Below are 19,230 nucleotides of genomic sequence, written 5' to 3'. Positions count from 1 at the left end.
TTCTTCACTACTAATATACAATACTTATACTCAAAAAACTAATTCATACGCATAACGTTCTGAATCAATTGGATCTATTACTGCAACTTTTCCGCAATATTTGAATCCAACTTTTTTTGCAATGTTTTGCATTGGTTGATTTAGTCTAAATGTATCAATTCTAGCAGATTTATATCCTCTGGATTTAATTTCATTAACCAATAATTTCAAAAATCTATATCCTAATCCTTGATTGCGAAAATCTTCAGAGATTGCTACTCGATGAATTGCAATATAATTTTCTGATTTATTAATCCAATTACCATCCCAGATCTTATTATAATTTGGATCAGATCCTATAATCAATGCCGCAACTGCGATAATATTTTTATCTACTAAAACATAGCTATTTTGGTTAATAATATCTTGTTGCAATGTTTTTTCATTAGGATCACCACTTTGCCATTGAGTGCTACCAGATTCTTTTAAAAATTGCTTAGCTTGATTTAATATTTTAACCATCTGATCTAAATCAGTTAATTCAGCCTTACGTATATACATAACATGCCCTCAAATATGTTAATTTTAATTATCTTGCCATTTCCAGTAGATTTAATCTTATAATCATCAGTTGTTTTATCATATTGAAAAATAGCGTCCTTATATGAAACTACCTGAGTTCTACTTGAACCATCACTATGGTCAAAATTATAAGTTATTTCATATGTAACTTGACTTAAATTATCACCTGCTGGAATAATGCTAGTCACTTTAACATCAACATCAAAACTGTCGATTTTATCTGAATCATTCCAATTATCAGCCATCTTTTCCAAGACTTTATAATAAGCATTTAAATCACCATTTACAAAGGCTGCAGAATTGGGATCTTTAAAATTGTCATCTAATAATGACTCAGCTTTATCCTTTTCAATTAAGCCTTTCCACTTAGAGGTAATTATATAAACACCATGTTTTTTAGTGAAATCTGAATTAGTGTCAAAGTCATCAGAATTTTCTCCAACCATATCTGAAATATTATTAACTGTTTCAGACTTTATTGTTTTTCCATTAAATTTACCTGCAACATATAACTTCATATTCCCAGAAATTGGATAATAAGTAAACTTCTTAGTACCATTGCTATTTAATGTGACAGCTGACTCTCCATTGATAAAAATTTTACCATGAGGGATAGAGTTTTCTTCAAATGTAGCAGTCTTAATATTCAAATTAATAGAATTATTTGACCAAACTGAAGTTATCTGGGTTGCTCATAAATTGCGTCCAGCAACTTTTGATTTAACTGCAATATCGTATTCATCAGGAAAGATTGAATTTATTTTTGCTTGATAACTGTCACCCGATTTTTGGACAGTAATTTTTTATTATTTGCATAAACTGTGCTGTTTGCATGATTATTCTTTATAGTAGGACTATATGTGTTGAGTTTTAATTGATATTTTGGAAAGAATAACCAATATCTACCCTTTTGAATAATTGATAATTGACCAAAAATCCCAGTATTTTTTAATTGCTCAGTAGCTATAATAGCTTCAGAACTATTTATTATGTGCAAAATACTCTTGGGTCGGCTTGACTGCGTTGTCAGTAATTTTTGTAGATTATCAGTAGTAACCAATTTGGGCAAAATATATCTCCTTTGGATACAAGAATACCACAATTTGGACAAAACAATTTATTATTCATTTTTTACCCCTTTTAAATTAAGCCAGTTATTACGTATTAATGGTAATATATCAATATTATTGTTTTCAATAATAGACAAAAAAACACTTCATAACTACTCAATGCAATTATGAAATGCTTTAATTTATATATTTTTATTAGTTTTTGCGTTTACGCTCAGTTAATCCAAATAATCCTAACGTTAAACTCAATATTCCTAAAATTGAAAATAAATTTTTATTATTTTCACCAGTTTGTGGTAATTTTTGTGAAGTAGCTTTTGGCTTTACTGTAGTCATATTAGATATGGTAGCTTTTTTAGCTGGTACTACACTAGAAATATAAACTGTAGCTTTCGGTTGTACTTGCTGAGCTTGCAAAGGCTTTTCAGTATCTTTTGTAATTGTTGGAACTTCAGGATTTTCTGGTTCTGGTTGAGGTTGAGGACTTGGCTCTGGATTAGGTTCAGGAACAGGTATTGGCTCTGGAATTGGTTCAGGTATTGGGGTTGTTGGTGGAACAACAACTTTAGTATAAGTTACTGTTACTACAATATCCTTGCTATCTGAAGTTACATGTTGCGCATTTACTTGGGATAAATCTGCAGTATAGCCATCAATAGTTGGACTTACTACTGGTGCAAATGTATCACTAGTCCAATCGCCCCACATAATATCACCTGTTACGGCATCTTTTTTACCTGTTCTAGTAAGAGTAACTGTTGCAGTATGATCATCTGCAGCTTTGGTTCCATCTGAATATACATAGTGAATCGTTTCAGTTATGGTCTTAGAGTCAGTTACTTCAGTTGGTGCCTTCTTAGTATAAGTTACTGTTACTGCAATATCCTTGCTATCTGAAGTTACATGTTGTGCATTTACTTGAGATAAATCTGCAGTATAGCCTGCAATTGTTGGACTTACTACTGGTGCAAATGTATCACTAGTCCAATCGCCCCACATAATATCACCTGTTACGGCATCTTTTTTACCTGTTCTAGTAAGAGTAACTGTTGCAGTATGATCATCTGCAGCTTTGGTTCCATCTGAATATACATAGTGAATCGTTTCAGTTATGGTCTTAGAGTCAGTTACTTCAGTTGGTGCCTTCTTAGTATAAGTTACTGTTACTGCAATATCCTTGCTATCTGAAGTTACATGTTGTGCATTTACTTGAGATAAATCTGCAGTATAGCCTGCAATTGTTGGACTTACTACTGGTGCAAATGTATCACTAGTCCAATCGCCCCACATAATATCACCTGTTACGGCATCTTTTTTACCTGTTCTGGTAAGAGTAACTGTTGCAGTATGATCATCTGCAGCTTTAGTTCCATCTGAATATACATAGTGAATCGTTTCAGTTATGGTCTTAGAGTCAGTTACTTCAGTTGGTGCCTTCTTAGTATAAGTTACTGTTACTACAATATCCTTGCTATCTGAAGTTACATGTTGTGCATTTACTTGGGATAAATCTGCAGTATAGCCTGCAATTGTTGGACTTACTACTGGTGCAAAAATTTGACCAGCTTGATCCCATTTATAAGTAACTTTTCCAGTCACATTATCTGTAGTCTTAGTTCCAGTGAATGTTACGGCCTTTGTGTAGTTTGGTTTTGCAGTAGTTCCATCTGAATATACATAATGAATTGTTTCATTAACTGTCTTTGAAGTAGCTTCAGTCGTTGTAGATGGACCATAAACATAAGTCACATCAACATTGTTAATTCCAGCTGTACCTTTAGCTGGATCACCAGCTGTTTTTATTAAAGCATATCCCTTAGGAATATCACTATCGGTTAATCCACTAGTAGAATATGTATCCCCTGATTTAATAACTGACTTAGTTGGTTGTTTAATCACAGTACCATCATCTTTTACCCAATTAGTAGTCAAATCTACATAGCGATCAACATTTACCATGTAATCATTATCTTTTGAATACTCTTCACCTGAATGATCACCATCAAACTTAGTAACAAGCATAAATTGAGTATTACCTTTTTTAGCCATTGCAGTAACTTTAAATGGTAGTTCAGCGCTGACTACGTTAACACTTGTAAGTTTATTTGACAGTAGCATGACTGCACGAACTTTAGACCAATCTTTTACTTGATCTGCAGTTAACCAATTAGAAAGATCTGATCCGTGGTTAACGCCATCAGATGGTGTTAATAAATACATCAATTTAGAACCAGTGTTATTTGGATCTTTAATTGTGCCTGCACCAGTTAATTGTAATGTTGTAGAGTCACCATCAGCTACACTTGGCAAGTTTATAACATTATATGAATAATTTGAAGTACTGCCATCAGTTAATATATTACTTAGTTGGATCGAACCTGTGGTATTATCAACATCATTATTGTCGCTGTAATTTAATGAAGTAATATTAGCCGCTGGTTTTGAAGGAATATATTCACCATTATAAAATGGTTGACCATCACGCTTAACACCATTGATTGCACCATACATTGATGGATAAGTAAAGTTGTAATTAGCTTCTTGAAAATTTGGATACCAGCCAGTACCAGACAAAACAACTTTATGCTTAGTACCATCTTTTAATGTTAATTCTTCAACATCATAAGATGCATTAGCAGAAAATTCATCATTATCATCAATGGCCATGATTAAACTCATTTGATTAGCGCCACTACCGTTACGATAACTATAAGACCCAGGCAATTCATTTGGATTTACAGTAATAATAATCGGCTTATTATCTAATCCCTTTAAATAAATTGGAGCTTGGTAACTTGGAGTTGTCTTCAGATCAACTTCAAACATATGCTCGCCGTTTAAGCCAACATAGCCTAAATCCTTAATAGTACCATCTTTATATATTTGATTATTTTGATATAGGTGTAATTGACTAAGAGCATCAACATCAAAACCTTCAGGAATTGCTACCAAATATGAACTAGGTTGATCAAGACTAGCAACATTTCTAAATGTATAAGTAATAGTTGCTTTATTACCACCATTTGTACTAGTTGGTTGATAACTACCATTAACAAAGTCTTCTATTTGTCCAGTGAATGCATTTTGAGTATTAACAGGATTCTTGATAGGTAGCTTCATCGAATCTTTACTATTAGCTCCTTGGTCAGAAGTAACAGTCAAATCGTAATTGGCTGTATCACCAACTTTTTTATCAGTCGCGCTTGATAAAATTGCATTGTTTGCAAAATTAATTTGAACTTTAGTTCCCGGTTCAATATTTGTAAATACAATATCTAATGCTTTAATATTTGAACCATCTGGTGCAACGCCTTTAGCAATTGTATCAGGAGAAATATTAACCATTCCTGAATTATTAAAAGCACCAGTATATAATCCACTTGCTATAATAACTTTTTTACCATTGGTTAATGTTACAGTCACACTTTGTATTTGATTGATACTTGGTGTTATATCGGTTAATGCATATATACCATTACCACCATTCAAAACAGTTCCCGGCTCAATATTTACATGAACATCTACATTAGTCTGTTCAACATTTCCATTGTTGTATAGTTGGATACTTCTACCATTGCCATAATCAAATTGATGGTTATCTTGTTGGTGAGTGCCATCAGCTTTACCATTATCAGTATAAATATCACCTGTATTGTTGATAAACTTAGAATTTAATGAACTCTTTTCATCTTCATTAACTGGAAGATTCACATTAAATACTTTTGATTGAGCGATTAATGGATTTGCTTTAGTCTTATCTCCATCGTTATTGGTTGAATAATATGAAACACTAGCTTTAAAGTTATTATCCGCAGCACTAATATCCCTCGTATATTTACCCCAGAATAATAAATTGCCACCATTTAAATCACTCTTAGCATTATTAAAGTTAATAACTACTGGAGCGCCTGCACTTGCTTGACTATATGTAATTGTCCATTGATTTGTAAGATCATTAAATTGGCTATCAGTATCTCCAGCTTGAGTGCTATTAGATACAAATCCTTGTCCAACATATTTTGCATCACTTAAGACAAAACCATCTGGAACATCAACTGTAACAGTTCCTGCAAAATTATCTCCATCACTAATCCCATTATTTGTTAAATTAATGCCAACTTCATAATTTTGATCTTTGACTAAGCTATTATTACTTGCTTGGTTTTGATCAAAGTTTGGATTAACACTAGTAATAATTGCAGGCTCACCAATCTTATATTCGATCTTGCCTTCGTCTTGACCATTTTGGCTAATAAGCAAGTCATAAATTGCACCCTCTGGCAAAAAAGACCAATTACTAACTGTTGGAGTTAACTTAAGATTAAAATCAATTGATCCAGAAGTATTAATTGTGTAGGTAAAAATTGTGTCAGATACAGACTTATTGGTTACATAGTCAGGCGTAGCCTTTGATTGTGTAATTGATGTTGTATACAATGATGATTTTTCATCAGTTGACGCATTGAAAATTGAAGGAACTTTAACTACGACTGTATCACCTGCATTAGCGGAAAGTGAAACACTTACTTGTCTAGTACCATTATCTCCGTGTGTTAGAGTAACATTATTACTATTAGCATTATCGTCAATTAACTTAACATCTTGTTGAGCAGCTTTTGTAATTTTCGGTGTTTTCTGATTTGGCTTAGTCGATACAGGCGCTGTTGAAGCAGTTGTATCTGTTTGTGGTACATTGGCAGCTGGTGCAGCTGCATCATTTTTATCAGATGATGCAGAAGGTTGTACCTTGCCATTTTTTACATTTGCAATAGCTGGTTGATTAGCCGTTTTATCTGCAGTAGTATCAGCTTTTACAGTATTAGCATTATTCAAAATAAATAATGTACCAAGCATTACTGAAGCTACACCAGTACTTAGTTTTCTTAATGTAAAAGTATGATCTTTTTGAGCAGCTTTTTGAAATTTTAATTTATAGTTATTTTTAGATAGCATATAATCCCCTACTTTTTTAATAAAACATATTATTCATATCAATAATAACACTTGTTATATTATTTTCAATGTGCATTTTTTCACACATATCAAAATAAAATATTTATATTCGTCTAAAAATACTAATATTACAACATTTTTAATAGTTATTATATTGCAAAATAAAAAACATATTTTGACAAAAAATCAAAATATGTTTTACAAAAATATGTTATTTTTTTACTACTTCTTTTTCGCTGGCAGCTTTTTTTGGCAAGATTAAATTCAAAATAATTCCTAAAATTGCTGCTACTGCTAAACCAGAAAATTGGTATTGACCTAATTGTAAATATGCATTACCAATCCCAATAACTAGGATACTCGAAGCAATCATTAAATTACGTTTTTTATCAAAGTCTAATTTATTAGTAATCATTACTCGTAATCCACTAGAAGCAATAACCCCAAATAGTAAAAATGAAATCCCGCCGATGACTGGACTTGGAATTGATTCAATCAGGGCACTTAGTTTACCCACAAAGCTAAATAAAATTGCGAAAATTGCAGCACCCATAATTACAAACACACTGTGTACTTTAGTTATTGCTAATACTCCAATATTTTCACCATAACTAGTCACAGGAGGTCCCCCAACAAATCCTGCAATAATCGAAGCAGTACCATCCCCAAACAAGGTATGATTTAATCCAGGATCTTTAAAGTAATTTCTCTCAGTTAATTCATTTAATACCATAATATGACCCAGGTGTTCGGTCATAGTGACAAATGCAATTGGTGCCATACTCAATATAGCTCCCCAATAAAATTGTGGTTGATAATTAACAAATGGGATTTGAAAAGCTGGCAATGACAGCCAAGGCGCTTTCATGACTCCAGAAAAATTGACAATTCCAAACGCCACTGCAATCAAATAACCAAAAACTATCCCCATTAAAATTGGAATCAATCCTAAAAAGCCTTTGAAATACATATTAAAAGCAATTGTGACAAACAAAGTAAGAATCGCTACTGCAAAATATCTTAAATCATAATGTGCACCATTCATTGTGGCATCTTTTGCAGCAGCACCAGCTAGTGATAAACCAATAACAACAACTATTGGTCCAACAACTATTGGTGGCAATATTTTATCAATCCATGCCGAGCCAAAAAATGAAACCAGCAGTGATACTATCAAATAAACTACACCAACTGCAACTGTCCCCTGAGCAATTCCTGGATAACCTGTAGTTTTCATCAATGCAATCATCGGCACAATAAATGAAAAACTAGACCCCATGTAGGCAGGAATTTTATGCTTGGTAATTAATAGATACATCAAAGTACCTACGCCTGAACTAAATAATGCTATTCCTGGATTCAATCCAACTAATATGGGCACTAATACAGTTGAACCAAACATCGAAAACATGTGTTGCAGTGACAGACCAAACCATTGCATAGGTTTTGGTCGTTCATCTACATCTAAAACGACATCTTTTCTTGCCATTAATCCTTGTTCCTTTCCATCAAAGACATAAAAAACATTAAATTATAAAAAGTTTAAACTTTTTGATTATATCTGTCAATACACTTTTTGCAGAACAGTTGTTTGTAATACGCTTTATTCTTTGATAAAATAAGGATTACAAATAGAGATGGAGCAATTAATTATGACAAAACATAATACAAAGCAATTAGAAATATTACAATATATTTATGACACCGTAAAAAGAAGAGGATTTCCACCTAGTGTTCGTGAAATGTGTACTGCAGTTCACTTAGCTTCAACTTCTACAATCCATGGTCATTTAACACGCCTTGAAAATAAAGGCTACATTATGAAAGATGCAACTAAACCACGTGCTATTGAAGTAACTCAAGAAGGAAAAGATGCCTTGGGTATTAAACCCACAACTATCCCTATCGTAGGTGTTGTAACAGCTGGTCAACCAATATTAGCTGTAGAAGACGTAGAGGATTATTTCCCATTACCTCCTGATTTAGAAAATGACGCTGGTGAATTATTCATGCTAAAAGTTCATGGAACTAGTATGATCAATGCTGGTATTTTAGACGGTGATAGTGTTATCGTCAGAAAACAACAAACAGCCCAAAATGGTCAAATTGTAGTTGCAATGACTGAAGATAATGAAGCCACTGTTAAGAGATTTTATAAAGAAAAAGGGCATTATCGCCTTCAACCAGAAAATGATACTATGTCTCCAATTATTTTGAATAATGTGTCAATTTTAGGAAAAGTTGTTGGCTTATATAGAAACGATATTGCATAAAATATAACTTGAGCATCCCCATATATGGTGGTGTTTTTTTTGCACAAAAAAACTGTCCCAAAATCTTTGGAACAGTTCTTAATACAAGATTATCTACGTACTTCGCGGATTCTTGCAGCCTTACCATGTAAGTTACGTAAGTAGTATAACTTAGCACGACGTACACGACCATGTCTTACAACTTCCACTTTAGCAACACGTGGGTCGTTAACTGGGAAAGTACGTTCAACACCAATACCACTTGACATCTTACGAACAGTATAAGTTGCGCTAATTCCTGCGCCCTTACGCTTAATTACAACGCCTTCAAATAACTGAATACGTTCGTGAGTACCTTCTACAACACGTACATGAACACGAACTGTGTCTCCTGCACGAAATTCAGGCATATCGTCACGTAATTGTTCTTTTGTCAATTCTTGAATTAATGGATCCATTATTTTTTCTCCTTCTTCGATATTCTTATCCAACCCATTGTTGCCAGCGGAATATCCATAACTATTATTGCAGTCAAAACCACGCTTATTAGTTTAACAAAAATACTAACTCTTGTAAATTTAAAAAATTATTTTTGTGCCAATTTTCGCTTTATTTGTTCAAACAGTTTTTGCTCTTGCTCAGTAAAATTATGCCTCTCAATCAAATCTGGTCGGTGCAAATAAGTTTCCTTAATTGATTGATATAATCTCCACTCCGCAATTTTTCCATGATTGCCATTCATTAATACTTCAGGAACTTTTTGACCTTCAAAATCAGCTGGTCTAGTATATTGCGGGTATTCTAATAAATCATCTACAAATGACTCATCAACTGGGGATGCAGAATTTCCTAATACGCCAGGTATCAACCTTACAGTTGCATCAATCATATTCATTGTTGGTAGTTCTCCACCAGTTAAAACATAATCTCCAATAGATACTTCTTCATCAGCTAAATTGTAGATTCGTTCATCAAAGCCTTCATAATGTCCGCAAATAAAGGTTAAATTTTTTTCTTTTGACCATCTTTCAGCCATTTTTTGGTTAAAGGTTTTTCCTCGAGGTGTTGTAATGATAACTTTGCCAGGATTTTTGATAGTATCTAATCCCATTTTTATTGGCATAATTTGTAAAACCATCCCAGCACCACCGCCATAAGGGCTATCGTCAACATGATGATGTACATCATGAGTAAAATCTCTGAAGTTAATTAAATTTAATTTCCACTTGCCATCATCTAATGCACGCCCCATCATGGAACTTTTAAGAGCATCAAACATTTCAGGAAAAAGAGTTAATACATTAATCTTCATCTCTTAGCCCCTCTATTAATTCTACATAGATTGCATGATTATCAGGATCAACTTTTTTTACTACAGATTTAATATTAGGAATCCAAAAATTCTTTCCAAAATCAGGCTTTATCTCCCAAATATCATTGGCACCAGGTGCTTCAATATCAACAACTGTACCTATTTTTTCTTGAGTTTGATTATCGAAAACTTCACTATTTAAAATTTGATAATAATAATAGCTACCGCCTTTTAGTTCTGGTTGATCTTCTTGGCTAATTACTAATGTTTTCCCAACTAATTTTTGTGCTTTATCAATATCATCAATATTTTCAAAACTAACAAGCCAATAGCTTTTAAAGGGGCGACTGCTTTTTACAATTAGTTCATGTTCATGATCGTCGCTCAAATATAATCTGCTTTTAGGTGCGAATCTATCATCAGCAAAGTCAGTTATCAGCGCAACTTTTACTTCACCTTTTAATCCATGAGTAGCAATTATTTTCCCTACATCAAAAAAATGCATATAATTCTCCTGCAGCTTAAGTATAAAAAAAGTTTGAAGCATAGACTTCAAACTTATAAAGTTAAATTACTTGCTCAATTTTGAGTCGTGGTACTTCTTCATAATACCTGCGTTAGATAAAAATGATCTAACAGTCTCTGATGGTTGAGCACCTTTTTCTAGCCAATCAAGAATTTTATCTTCTTCAAGCTTCAATTCCTTGGGAGTTGATACTGGGTTGTAATAACCTACTTCTTCAATGAAACGACCATCACGAGGTGCTCGTGAATCAGCGATAACGATTCTGTAAAAAGGCTTTCTCTTGGCACCCATACGGCGCATACGAATTTTAACTGCCATGAATAATTTCCTCCTAATTTCTTAACGATAACTAATATATCAAAAAATATCATACCTGTAAAGTGTTTTTACTTAACAGTTTGTCTTAGGACTTGTAATGGTGACGATTCTTCATTCGCTTACGTTTATTTTTCTTAAAACTCCGATTCATCGATCTCATTGCCATTCTCCCCATTGGAGAATCCATTCCAGGCAAGCCTGCTAGGGCTTTAGTATTACCCTTTGAAATTTTTTGCATCATGTCTTTTGTTTGTTTAAATTGTTTAATCATTCGATTGACTTCAACAATCGAACGACCTGATCCTGCAGCAATTCTTCTTCTTCTTGATGGGGATAATACATCTGGGTCTTCACGTTCTTGTTCAGTCATTGAATAAACAATTGCTTTGATGTGATCTAATTGTTTTTCATCCATTTGGAAGTTTTTCAACTGTGGGTTATTAGCCATACCAGGAATCATCTTCATGATTTTGTCGAGTGGTCCTAATTTTTGGACTTGGTTTAATTGATCAACAAAATCATTAAAATCAAAGGTATTTTCACGCATTTTTTCAGCCATTTTCTGGGCTTCTTTAGCGTCATAATCTTGTTGAGCCTTTTCAATTAGCGTCAACATATCACCCATACCTAAAATTCTAGAGGCCATTCTATCAGGATAGAACTTTTCAAGATCAGTTAATTTTTCCCCTTGCCCTGTAAAGATAATTGGCTTACCAGTAACTGCTCTAATAGATAATGCAGCACCACCACGAGTATCTCCATCAAGCTTAGTTAAAATAATTCCTGTTACATCTAAACGTTTATCGAACCCTTCAGCTACTTTAGTTGCAGCTTGACCAGTCATTGCATCAACAACTAACAAAATATCATTAGGATGTGAAACAGCTTTGACCTCTTCTAATTCTTTCATCAAAGGTTCGTCAATTTCTAAACGTCCTGCGGTATCGATAATTACATAATCATTTTTATTTTCTTTTGCTTGTTCCAAACCATCTTCAACAATTTTAGCAACATTTTTTTCATCTGGTTCACTATATACTGGAACTTTTAATTGGTCACCAATTTGTTTTAATTGATCAATAGCTGCTGGACGATAAATATCTCCTGCAATCAATAATGGACGAGCTTTTTCAGTGCGTTCTAAATAAGATGCAAGTTTACCTACGGTAGTAGTTTTACCAGTACCCTGCAACCCAACCATCATAATAACTGTCGGAATCTGTGGTGCTTTAATTAAAGTAGCTGCACTAGATCCCATCATCTTAGTTAATTCATCATCAACAATTTTAATAATTTGTTGACCTGGTGTTAATGATCCTTGAACTTCTTGTCCTAATGAACGCTCTTTAATCTTTTTGATGAACTCTTTAACAACTTTAAAATTAACGTCCGCTTCTAATAATGCTAAACGAATTTCACGACTTGCAGCATTAATATCTGCTTCTGATACTCGTCCACGGCCTGTTAAATTTTTTAATGCTTTTTGAATCCGTTCACTTAAATTTTCAAAAGCCAATGTTTATTCCTCCTGGAGTCTGTTTTCTAAATCAATTAATATTTCTTTTACTTGAGAATAGTTTTTATCATGTAATAAACTCAAAGCTTGTGTCAAAGAATGATCTATGTATTGAAAATGCTTCATCAAATGAAGTTTGGTTTCATATTCTTGTAAAATTGCACTTGTCCTTTTCAAATTATCATATACAGCTTGCCTTGATACTTGATAATTATCCGCAATTTCAGCTAATGATAAATCATTAAAATAATAATCTTCAAAATATTTTTGCTGAATATCTGTTAACAAATTACGATAAAAGCCATATAGATCACCTAAAGATTCACTTTTGGTTAATTTCATTGAACCAGTTCCTTTTTTATTTTAAAGAAAATAGACAAAAATAATTTTCAAAATTTATTATACCAAATCACTGCTAGCAAAATACTAGTTTAAAAAGTTTGTTAAGTCAATTTAACAAAAAAGCAGGCGCTTGCTTAAACACTTGCTTTACTTCGATTATTTCTATTTATTAAAGGTTTTTGTCCATATTAAATGTCAACTTAGACATTTCAATACTTTGAACAAACATCTTAGCCATTAATTTTTCAGATTCTACCTTGATATGTGCAACTGCCTTTTGGTTTTCTTTAGTCAAAAAGTCAGTTATTTCATCCCCACTCTTACCTTTAGCATCTTCAATAGTTTTTGCAACATGTTCTCTAAAGTTTCGACGTGCTTCAATTAAGTAATCTGTATCTAATTGAACAAATTGAGGGTAATGACTTTCTACTAATGCAGCTAATGACTTGTAATACCAATAAGCATCTTTTTCATTATATTCTAGTGAAGTATTGTCATAGCTAGGATCTGTAGCATTCACATTAGTAAAGAATGGGACAAATGGAGTAAATGTAGGGCCGCCAATACATAACCACATAATTGCAGCCACTTCATCTGGAACATCACTTCTAATTTGCAAAATATGAGAGTTTTGAGTTCTATTCAAGCCAATTGGACGATAGCGATGCTTTTCTTCATCAGTACCTTTGCCAAATGGATCAAATGGAGTTTCATTATAATGAGATCCCAAAATATATTCGATATCATCAGTTGAGATTTTTTTATCTGTATAACAAATAAATGGTAATTCTCCATCTTCTGGATCTTGTTTTATTTCTGGATTAAAGTATCTTTGACCAAACCAAACACGTGGATTATTATAATGACGATCTTTTTCATTATTTGTACCAAAAATATGACGGAAGTTCCAACCAGATTGGTCAGTGTTTAGATGGTTTTCGCTAACAAAATCTTCGATTCCATCACTCCACATGAAGTTATCAAGATCATTGAAATCAACTTGTTGAATTGATACTCGATTTGCTGCAATTGCATATGCATTGTCTGGAATTCTTTGTGCAACCCAGTGATGACCAGTCACAATCTCCATATACCAGACTTCATCTTTATCAGAAAATAAGACAGAATTTCCTGCAGCAGAACCATATCTTTCAATCAACTTGCCTAAAAAAGCAACCCCATCACGAGCAGAATCAATATATGGTAAAACAACATTTTCCATACAATCTTCATCTAGTCCATCTTTAACTAATGGATCAAATGCTAATGCTCGCTCATTACCATAAGTTGATTCAGTACATGACATAGCAACATTTTTTTCATTAATGCCGCTTTCTTCATAATAACCTAGCTTTTTATAATCAACATTAGGTACTGCTGGATAACGATAGGCATTTTCTGGAAGATCCATTTCAAAACCATTAAGCCAAGATTTAATCTTGCGGTCTTTTTGATCATGGATACTTGGATTAATTACAAACTTTTGTGGGGTAATAGGTTTGAAAGTATCGTCATTTCTGGCAATCATTGTTGAACCATCAATAGATGCTTTTTTACCAACTAATATAGTTGTACATGCGCTTAATTCTGACATAATTTTTTCTCCTTTAATATTGTTTTGCCTATATTATACCAAACCATGGAACAGACCAATAGCATAATTAGCTGCATTAAAATCAGCTAAATCTTCAGGTTTTTCGCCTAAACCTACTAATTTAACTGGCAATTTCATTTCATTTCTAATAGCTAAAACAACTCCTCCTTTTGAAGAGCCATCTAGTTTGGTCAAAACTAATCCTGTCAATTTAGTGGTTTTATCAAAATCTTTTGCCTGCAGTAATGCATTTTGACCAGTAGATCCATCCAAAACAAGTAAAGTTTCAATAGGCTGATCAGGGAGCAACTTTTTAATAGTTCGCTGAATTTTTTCTAGTTCATTCATCAAGTTAACTTTATTTTGCAGTCTACCTGCAGTATCAACTAATACATAATCTAATTTTTGATCATTAGCTTTTTGAACTCCATCAAACACAACTGAAGCTGGATCTGCCTGCGCTTTTCCAGTAACTACTGGTACTCCTACACGTTTACCCCATTGGACAAGTTGTTCAACAGCACCCGCTCTAAAAGTATCAGCAGCAATCAAAGAAACCTTTTTACCATCATCTTTAAATCTTTTAGCTAATTTACCTATTGTAGTGGTTTTACCTGCACCATTAACACCTACAAATAAATAGACATTTGGCTTGACATCAGGATTATATTTTAATTTTTCATCATCGCTGTTGCCATTTTGATCATACAATTCGACTAATTTTTCAACAATTACTCGTCTTAAATCTTTCTTAGATTTTGCTTTTTGCAATTTTGCTTCATCACGCAATTGATCTGTTAATTCTACAGCTGTTTCATAACCAACATCTGATTCAATCAACAATTCTTCCAAATTATAAAAAAATTCTTCATCAACTGACCTAAATTGAGCTAAAAATGCATTTAATCTTGCGCCAAAACCTTGGTTAGTCTTTTCTAATCCTTTTTCATAGATATCTTCTGGTGTTAATTCGTCTTCAGAATCTTCATCTTCTGCTTCAGTTTCTACAATATCTTGTTCAGCATCATTTTTTTGTTCTTTAAGATCAACTTCATTGGCTCTTTCAAGATCTTTTGATTGCAATTTAGAATCTTTTTTTACTTCTGTTTCTTCACTTGGAAGTTCTGCTTTATTTTCTTCAATGTTTTCTTTGACTTTATTTGCGATTTCTTTTTTGATATCATCTTCGCCAAATAATGATTTTTTGATTCGATCAAATAATCCCATCTATCTCACCTTATTTTTTATTTCTTTTAATGAAACTGATAACACTTGTGACACACCAGACTCTTGCATTACTACTCCATATAGCTGATCTGCTAACTCCATCGTACCTTGTCTATGAGTAATTACAATAAATTGAGTATTCACATCAAATTTTTTCAAAAACTTAGCAAATCTAGTTACATTTGCCTCATCTAATGCAGCTTCTACTTCATCAAGAATTGAAAATGGTACTGGGTTCACATCAAGCATTGAAAATAATAATGTAATTGCAGTTAGTGCGCGTTCTCCACCAGAAAGCAATGTTAATTTTTGCAATTTTTTGCCAGGTGGTTGTGCAATAATTTCAATTCCTGTTTCTAACACATTATCTGGTTCAGTCAAAATCAAGCTTGCCTTACCACCGCCAAATACGATTGGAAAGATTTTTTGAAAACTAGCAGCAATTTTATTAAAAGTATCACTAAACCTAGTAATTACTTCTTGATCCAAACTAGACATTGATTTTTCAATATCATTTTTTGCTTGAAGCAAATCATTTTGTTGCTGATTCAAAAAATCATAACGAGTTTTAACATTATTATACTCTTCAATCGCATTAATATTTACTGATCCAATATCATCTAATGACATTTTATGTAATTTAATTTCTTTTTGCAGTTTTTGACGCTCCAAAGAACTGTTTTCAACCTTGGCATTATTTAGGACAGCTTCATATGTAATTGAATAGTTTGCTAATTGTTCTAATTTTTGATCAAGTTTTTCTTTAATAGTAGAAATTTCTGCAACATAGTCTTCATTTTCACGAGCCATATTTTTACGCAAATCATAATTACGAGTAAAAATTGAATTTAGTTCATTAATCTGTGCATCAAATCTTCCGAGTTGTTGGCTGATTTTTGCAAGTTCTTTTTTAGTTTGAGTTTGCAGAGTTTCTAGTTTTTCTAATTGATTTTGGTAGTCTTTTTTTTGAATCAAAGCTAATTTATGATTAGATCCTATCTCATTCAATTTATTATTCAAAACTTCTAATTGATTAGAATAATTAGCAATTATTTCATTGTGATCATCAATTTGTTCATTAGTATTGTTTAATCTAGTCTTGATCACAGCAATATCAGCATTATTTTCAGCAATTTGTTTTTGGATTTTTTTACTTACAATATCATAATTTTTTATTTGATCCTGCAACAAACTAATTGATCGTTTTCTTTGAGCAATTTTTTGGTCAAATTCTTTAGCTTCAACTTTTGCGTCTTTTAATTGCTGTTTTTGCGTAGTCAAAGTTTCTTTTTGCATTTGAAGTTGCTTATGGTACATATCATTTGTCTGCATTAAAGTAATTACCTCATTATGTTTAGTATCATAATGTGATTTAACTTCAAGATTCTTTTGATTTAACTGTTGAATTTTACCCGTTATAACGCCGATATCATTACTAATTTGCGTAAAACTATCATTTAGTTTTGTTATAGCAGTATTTTTTATTTGATAGTCTTGCTTTATTTGTTTGACCTGTTTTTTCAAGTTCATCAATTGAGAATTCAATTGTAATGGGGAATTATTTTTCTTTGATCGCTCTCCACCAGTCATTGCACCTGAAGCATTGATCACATCCCCATCTAACGTAACAATTCGACTGCGAATATGATGTGAGATTTGTACAGCATGATCAATATTATCAATAATTATTGTAGTTCCAAGCAAATAATTAATTGCATTATTAATATCAATTCTAGTATTAGCTTTAACTAATTCACTTGCAACACCAACAAATCCAGGTAAAGTTTTTAGATTAGTGACTGTTGCCAGTGGAATTGTTCGATAATGCAGATTATCTAATGGTAAAAATGTTGCCCAACCAGCATGGGTATTTTTCAATGTAGTGATTGCATCTCTAGCATTATTTTGAGTATCAACAATTAATGATTGAACACTAGATCCTAAAGCAGTTACCATCGCAGCTTCATATTGTGGATCAAACTCTAATAATTCACCAACTGCACCAATAACGCCATGATATCGTTGCAAGTTGTTCAGAATGTTTCGAACACTATAATAATAGCTTTCATGCCGCTTTTGCACAGTATTAATCGCATCATAACGTGCAGATAACGTCCTAAATTTATTTGCAAGGCCAGCAACTATTTTGGTTTGCTGATTACGTTTTATACTTAATTCTTGCAGTTCAACAGTTTTTGATTTTTTTTGAGCTTCTAATTTATTTAACTCATCAATAAATTTAACACGATCACTTTTTATTGCTGCTAATTCTTTTTTAGCTAAAGCTAATCTTTTAGTAACATCATTTGTCTCAACTTTTTGTGTATTTTCACTTTTAAGAATTTCTTTTTGCAAATAAGTGATGTCATTATTATTAGAGACTTGATCTTGCAGCATTTGAATATAATCATTACGCAGATTCTCTAATCTATCATGCAATTCATCAGGATTTTCAGCAAGGTGGTCTGCTAATTGCTTTTTTTGTGTCTTTAGATTTGTCAATTGATCTTGCAATTGCTTCTTGTTATCAATTAATGAAGCTAATTGTTGCTCATTTTTATCAAGATTTTTTTGTAGTGTTGCAATCTGCTCTTGATACTCATCTCTTGTTGCATCGTTATATTGACTGGATTGATCAGTTACAACAAGTTCAGTATTTATTTGAGAAATTTTCTGAGTACTAGTTAGAATCTTTTCTTGCAAACTCTCTTTTTGTTTATTTAATTCTTGTGATTCATCTTTTTTGCTTTCTAAATCACTTTGAGAAGTTTTTACTTCTTCATCTAATTTAGCAAGTTGTGCTGTCTTATTAGCTAATTCATGTTTTAGTTGCTGATGTTGTTTATCTAGATCTTCAATTTCAAAGGCAAGTAAAACTTTCATTTTTTCGTCATAATGTTTTTTTTGAAATAAATATTCTTTAGCTAAGCTTGCTTGTTCATGTAATGGCGCAACACGGGCTTTTAATTCTTTGACTAAATCATTAATTCTGATCAAATTATCAGTGGTTTTTTCCAATTGAATATTAGCAGCTTGTTTTTGTTGTTTAAAATGTAATACTCCTGCTACTTCTTCAAAAATTGATCTACGTGATTCAGGTTTTGAATTTAAAATTTCATCAACTTTTCCTTGAGAAATTATTGCTAAAGAATCTTGTGAAACACCTGAATCTAAAAACAAACTATGGATGTCTTTTAAACGAACGGATTGATTGTTAATTAAATATTCACTTTCTCCATCACGCATTAATCTTCGAGTAACTGTTACATGATCAGAATGCATTTTTAAACTATGATCATTATTATCAAATACTAAAGTTACTTCTGCACGATTTAAAGGCTTGCGAAATTCGCTTCCTGCAAAAATCACATCTTTCATTTGACTTCCGCGTAGTGATTTGGCACTAGATTCTCCTAATACCCATCTGATAGCTTCAGTAATATTACTTTTACCACTACCATTGGGGCCGACAATGCCTGTAATTCCCTTATCAAAAGTAATTACAGTTTTATCCGCAAATGATTTAAACCCACTTAACTCTAACTTTTCTAGAGACACT

The 19,230-nt window shown here is 32.6% G+C and carries 15 protein-coding genes; 1 reads left to right on the top strand and 14 read right to left on the bottom strand.

Annotated features, from left to right (window positions below; genetic code table 11):
- Window positions 1-30: 30 nt before the first annotated feature.
- From AC38BG_RS04990 to AC38BG_RS04970, 5 genes are all read right to left on the bottom strand, one after another.
- The gene (locus tag AC38BG_RS04990) at window positions 31-540 is read right to left on the bottom strand and encodes a GNAT family N-acetyltransferase (RefSeq protein WP_489936767.1); all 510 of its coding nucleotides are present in this window, start codon (window positions 538-540) and stop codon (window positions 31-33) included.
- Complete coding sequence (locus tag AC38BG_RS04985; RefSeq protein ID WP_489936766.1) at window positions 516-1,211, bottom strand: TcaA 3rd/4th domain-containing protein; 696 nt, start codon at window positions 1,209-1,211, stop codon at window positions 516-518. Before AC38BG_RS04985 ends, AC38BG_RS04990 begins: the two co-directional genes overlap by 25 nt.
- Before the next feature lie 107 nt (window positions 1,212-1,318).
- A complete protein-coding gene (locus tag AC38BG_RS04980; RefSeq protein ID WP_489936765.1) occupies window positions 1,319-1,630 on the bottom strand; it encodes a hypothetical protein in 312 nt (103 codons plus the stop codon).
- Between the two features lie 196 nt (window positions 1,631-1,826).
- The gene (locus tag AC38BG_RS04975; RefSeq protein WP_489936764.1) at window positions 1,827-6,584 is read right to left on the bottom strand and encodes a mucin-binding protein; all 4,758 of its coding nucleotides are present in this window, start codon (window positions 6,582-6,584) and stop codon (window positions 1,827-1,829) included.
- Window positions 6,585-6,795: 211 nt separating this feature from the next.
- Window positions 6,796-8,073 carry a solute carrier family 23 protein gene (locus AC38BG_RS04970; RefSeq protein WP_489936763.1) on the bottom strand — a complete coding sequence of 426 codons (1,278 nt, stop codon included), beginning with the start codon at window positions 8,071-8,073 and terminating at the stop codon, window positions 6,796-6,798.
- A gap of 163 nt (window positions 8,074-8,236) precedes the next feature.
- On the opposite strand from AC38BG_RS04970, the gene lexA reads away from it, so the two are divergent.
- A complete protein-coding gene (gene lexA, locus AC38BG_RS04965) occupies window positions 8,237-8,857 on the top strand; it encodes a transcriptional repressor LexA (RefSeq protein WP_489936762.1) in 621 nt (206 codons plus the stop codon).
- Window positions 8,858-8,946: 89 nt separating this feature from the next.
- Here the strand turns inward: lexA and rplS are convergent, their stop codons facing one another.
- The 9 genes from rplS to smc form a co-directional block, all read right to left on the bottom strand.
- Window positions 8,947-9,294: a 50S ribosomal protein L19 gene (gene rplS, locus AC38BG_RS04960; protein WP_489936761.1), complete on the bottom strand. Its 348-nt coding sequence runs from the start codon at window positions 9,292-9,294 to the stop codon at window positions 8,947-8,949.
- 128 nt (window positions 9,295-9,422) lie between these two features.
- Entirely contained in the window at window positions 9,423-10,148 is a 726-nt protein-coding gene (gene trmD, locus AC38BG_RS04955) for a tRNA (guanosine(37)-N1)-methyltransferase TrmD (RefSeq protein ID WP_489936760.1), read from the bottom strand.
- Window positions 10,138-10,653, bottom strand: a complete 516-nt coding sequence (gene rimM, locus AC38BG_RS04950; RefSeq protein ID WP_489936759.1) for a ribosome maturation factor RimM — start codon at window positions 10,651-10,653, stop codon at window positions 10,138-10,140. The genes trmD and rimM overlap by 11 nt, the downstream gene beginning before the upstream one ends.
- A gap of 66 nt (window positions 10,654-10,719) precedes the next feature.
- Window positions 10,720-10,992 carry a 30S ribosomal protein S16 gene (rpsP, locus tag AC38BG_RS04945; RefSeq protein ID WP_489936758.1) on the bottom strand — a complete coding sequence of 91 codons (273 nt, stop codon included), beginning with the start codon at window positions 10,990-10,992 and terminating at the stop codon, window positions 10,720-10,722.
- Window positions 10,993-11,077: 85 nt separating this feature from the next.
- Window positions 11,078-12,508: a signal recognition particle protein gene (gene ffh / locus AC38BG_RS04940; RefSeq protein WP_489936757.1), complete on the bottom strand. Its 1,431-nt coding sequence runs from the start codon at window positions 12,506-12,508 to the stop codon at window positions 11,078-11,080.
- Between the two features lie 3 nt (window positions 12,509-12,511).
- Window positions 12,512-12,850, bottom strand: a complete 339-nt coding sequence (gene ylxM, locus AC38BG_RS04935) for a YlxM family DNA-binding protein (protein WP_489936756.1) — start codon at window positions 12,848-12,850, stop codon at window positions 12,512-12,514.
- Between the two features lie 169 nt (window positions 12,851-13,019).
- Window positions 13,020-14,444, bottom strand: coding sequence for a C69 family dipeptidase (locus AC38BG_RS04930; protein ID WP_489936755.1), 1,425 nt, complete (start codon window positions 14,442-14,444; stop codon window positions 13,020-13,022).
- A 33-nt stretch (window positions 14,445-14,477) separates the two neighbouring features.
- Window positions 14,478-15,671 (bottom strand): signal recognition particle-docking protein FtsY, encoded by a 1,194-nt coding sequence (ftsY, locus tag AC38BG_RS04925; protein WP_489936754.1) that lies wholly within the window; start codon window positions 15,669-15,671, stop codon window positions 14,478-14,480.
- Window positions 15,672-19,229, bottom strand: a complete 3,558-nt coding sequence (gene smc / locus AC38BG_RS04920; protein WP_489936753.1) for a chromosome segregation protein SMC — start codon at window positions 19,227-19,229, stop codon at window positions 15,672-15,674. It abuts the gene before it with no gap.
- Window position 19,230 lies beyond the last annotated feature (1 nt).

The organism is Lactobacillus sp. M44, from assembly GCF_058130005.1.
This window is presented reverse-complemented; position numbering and strand designations above follow the sequence as displayed.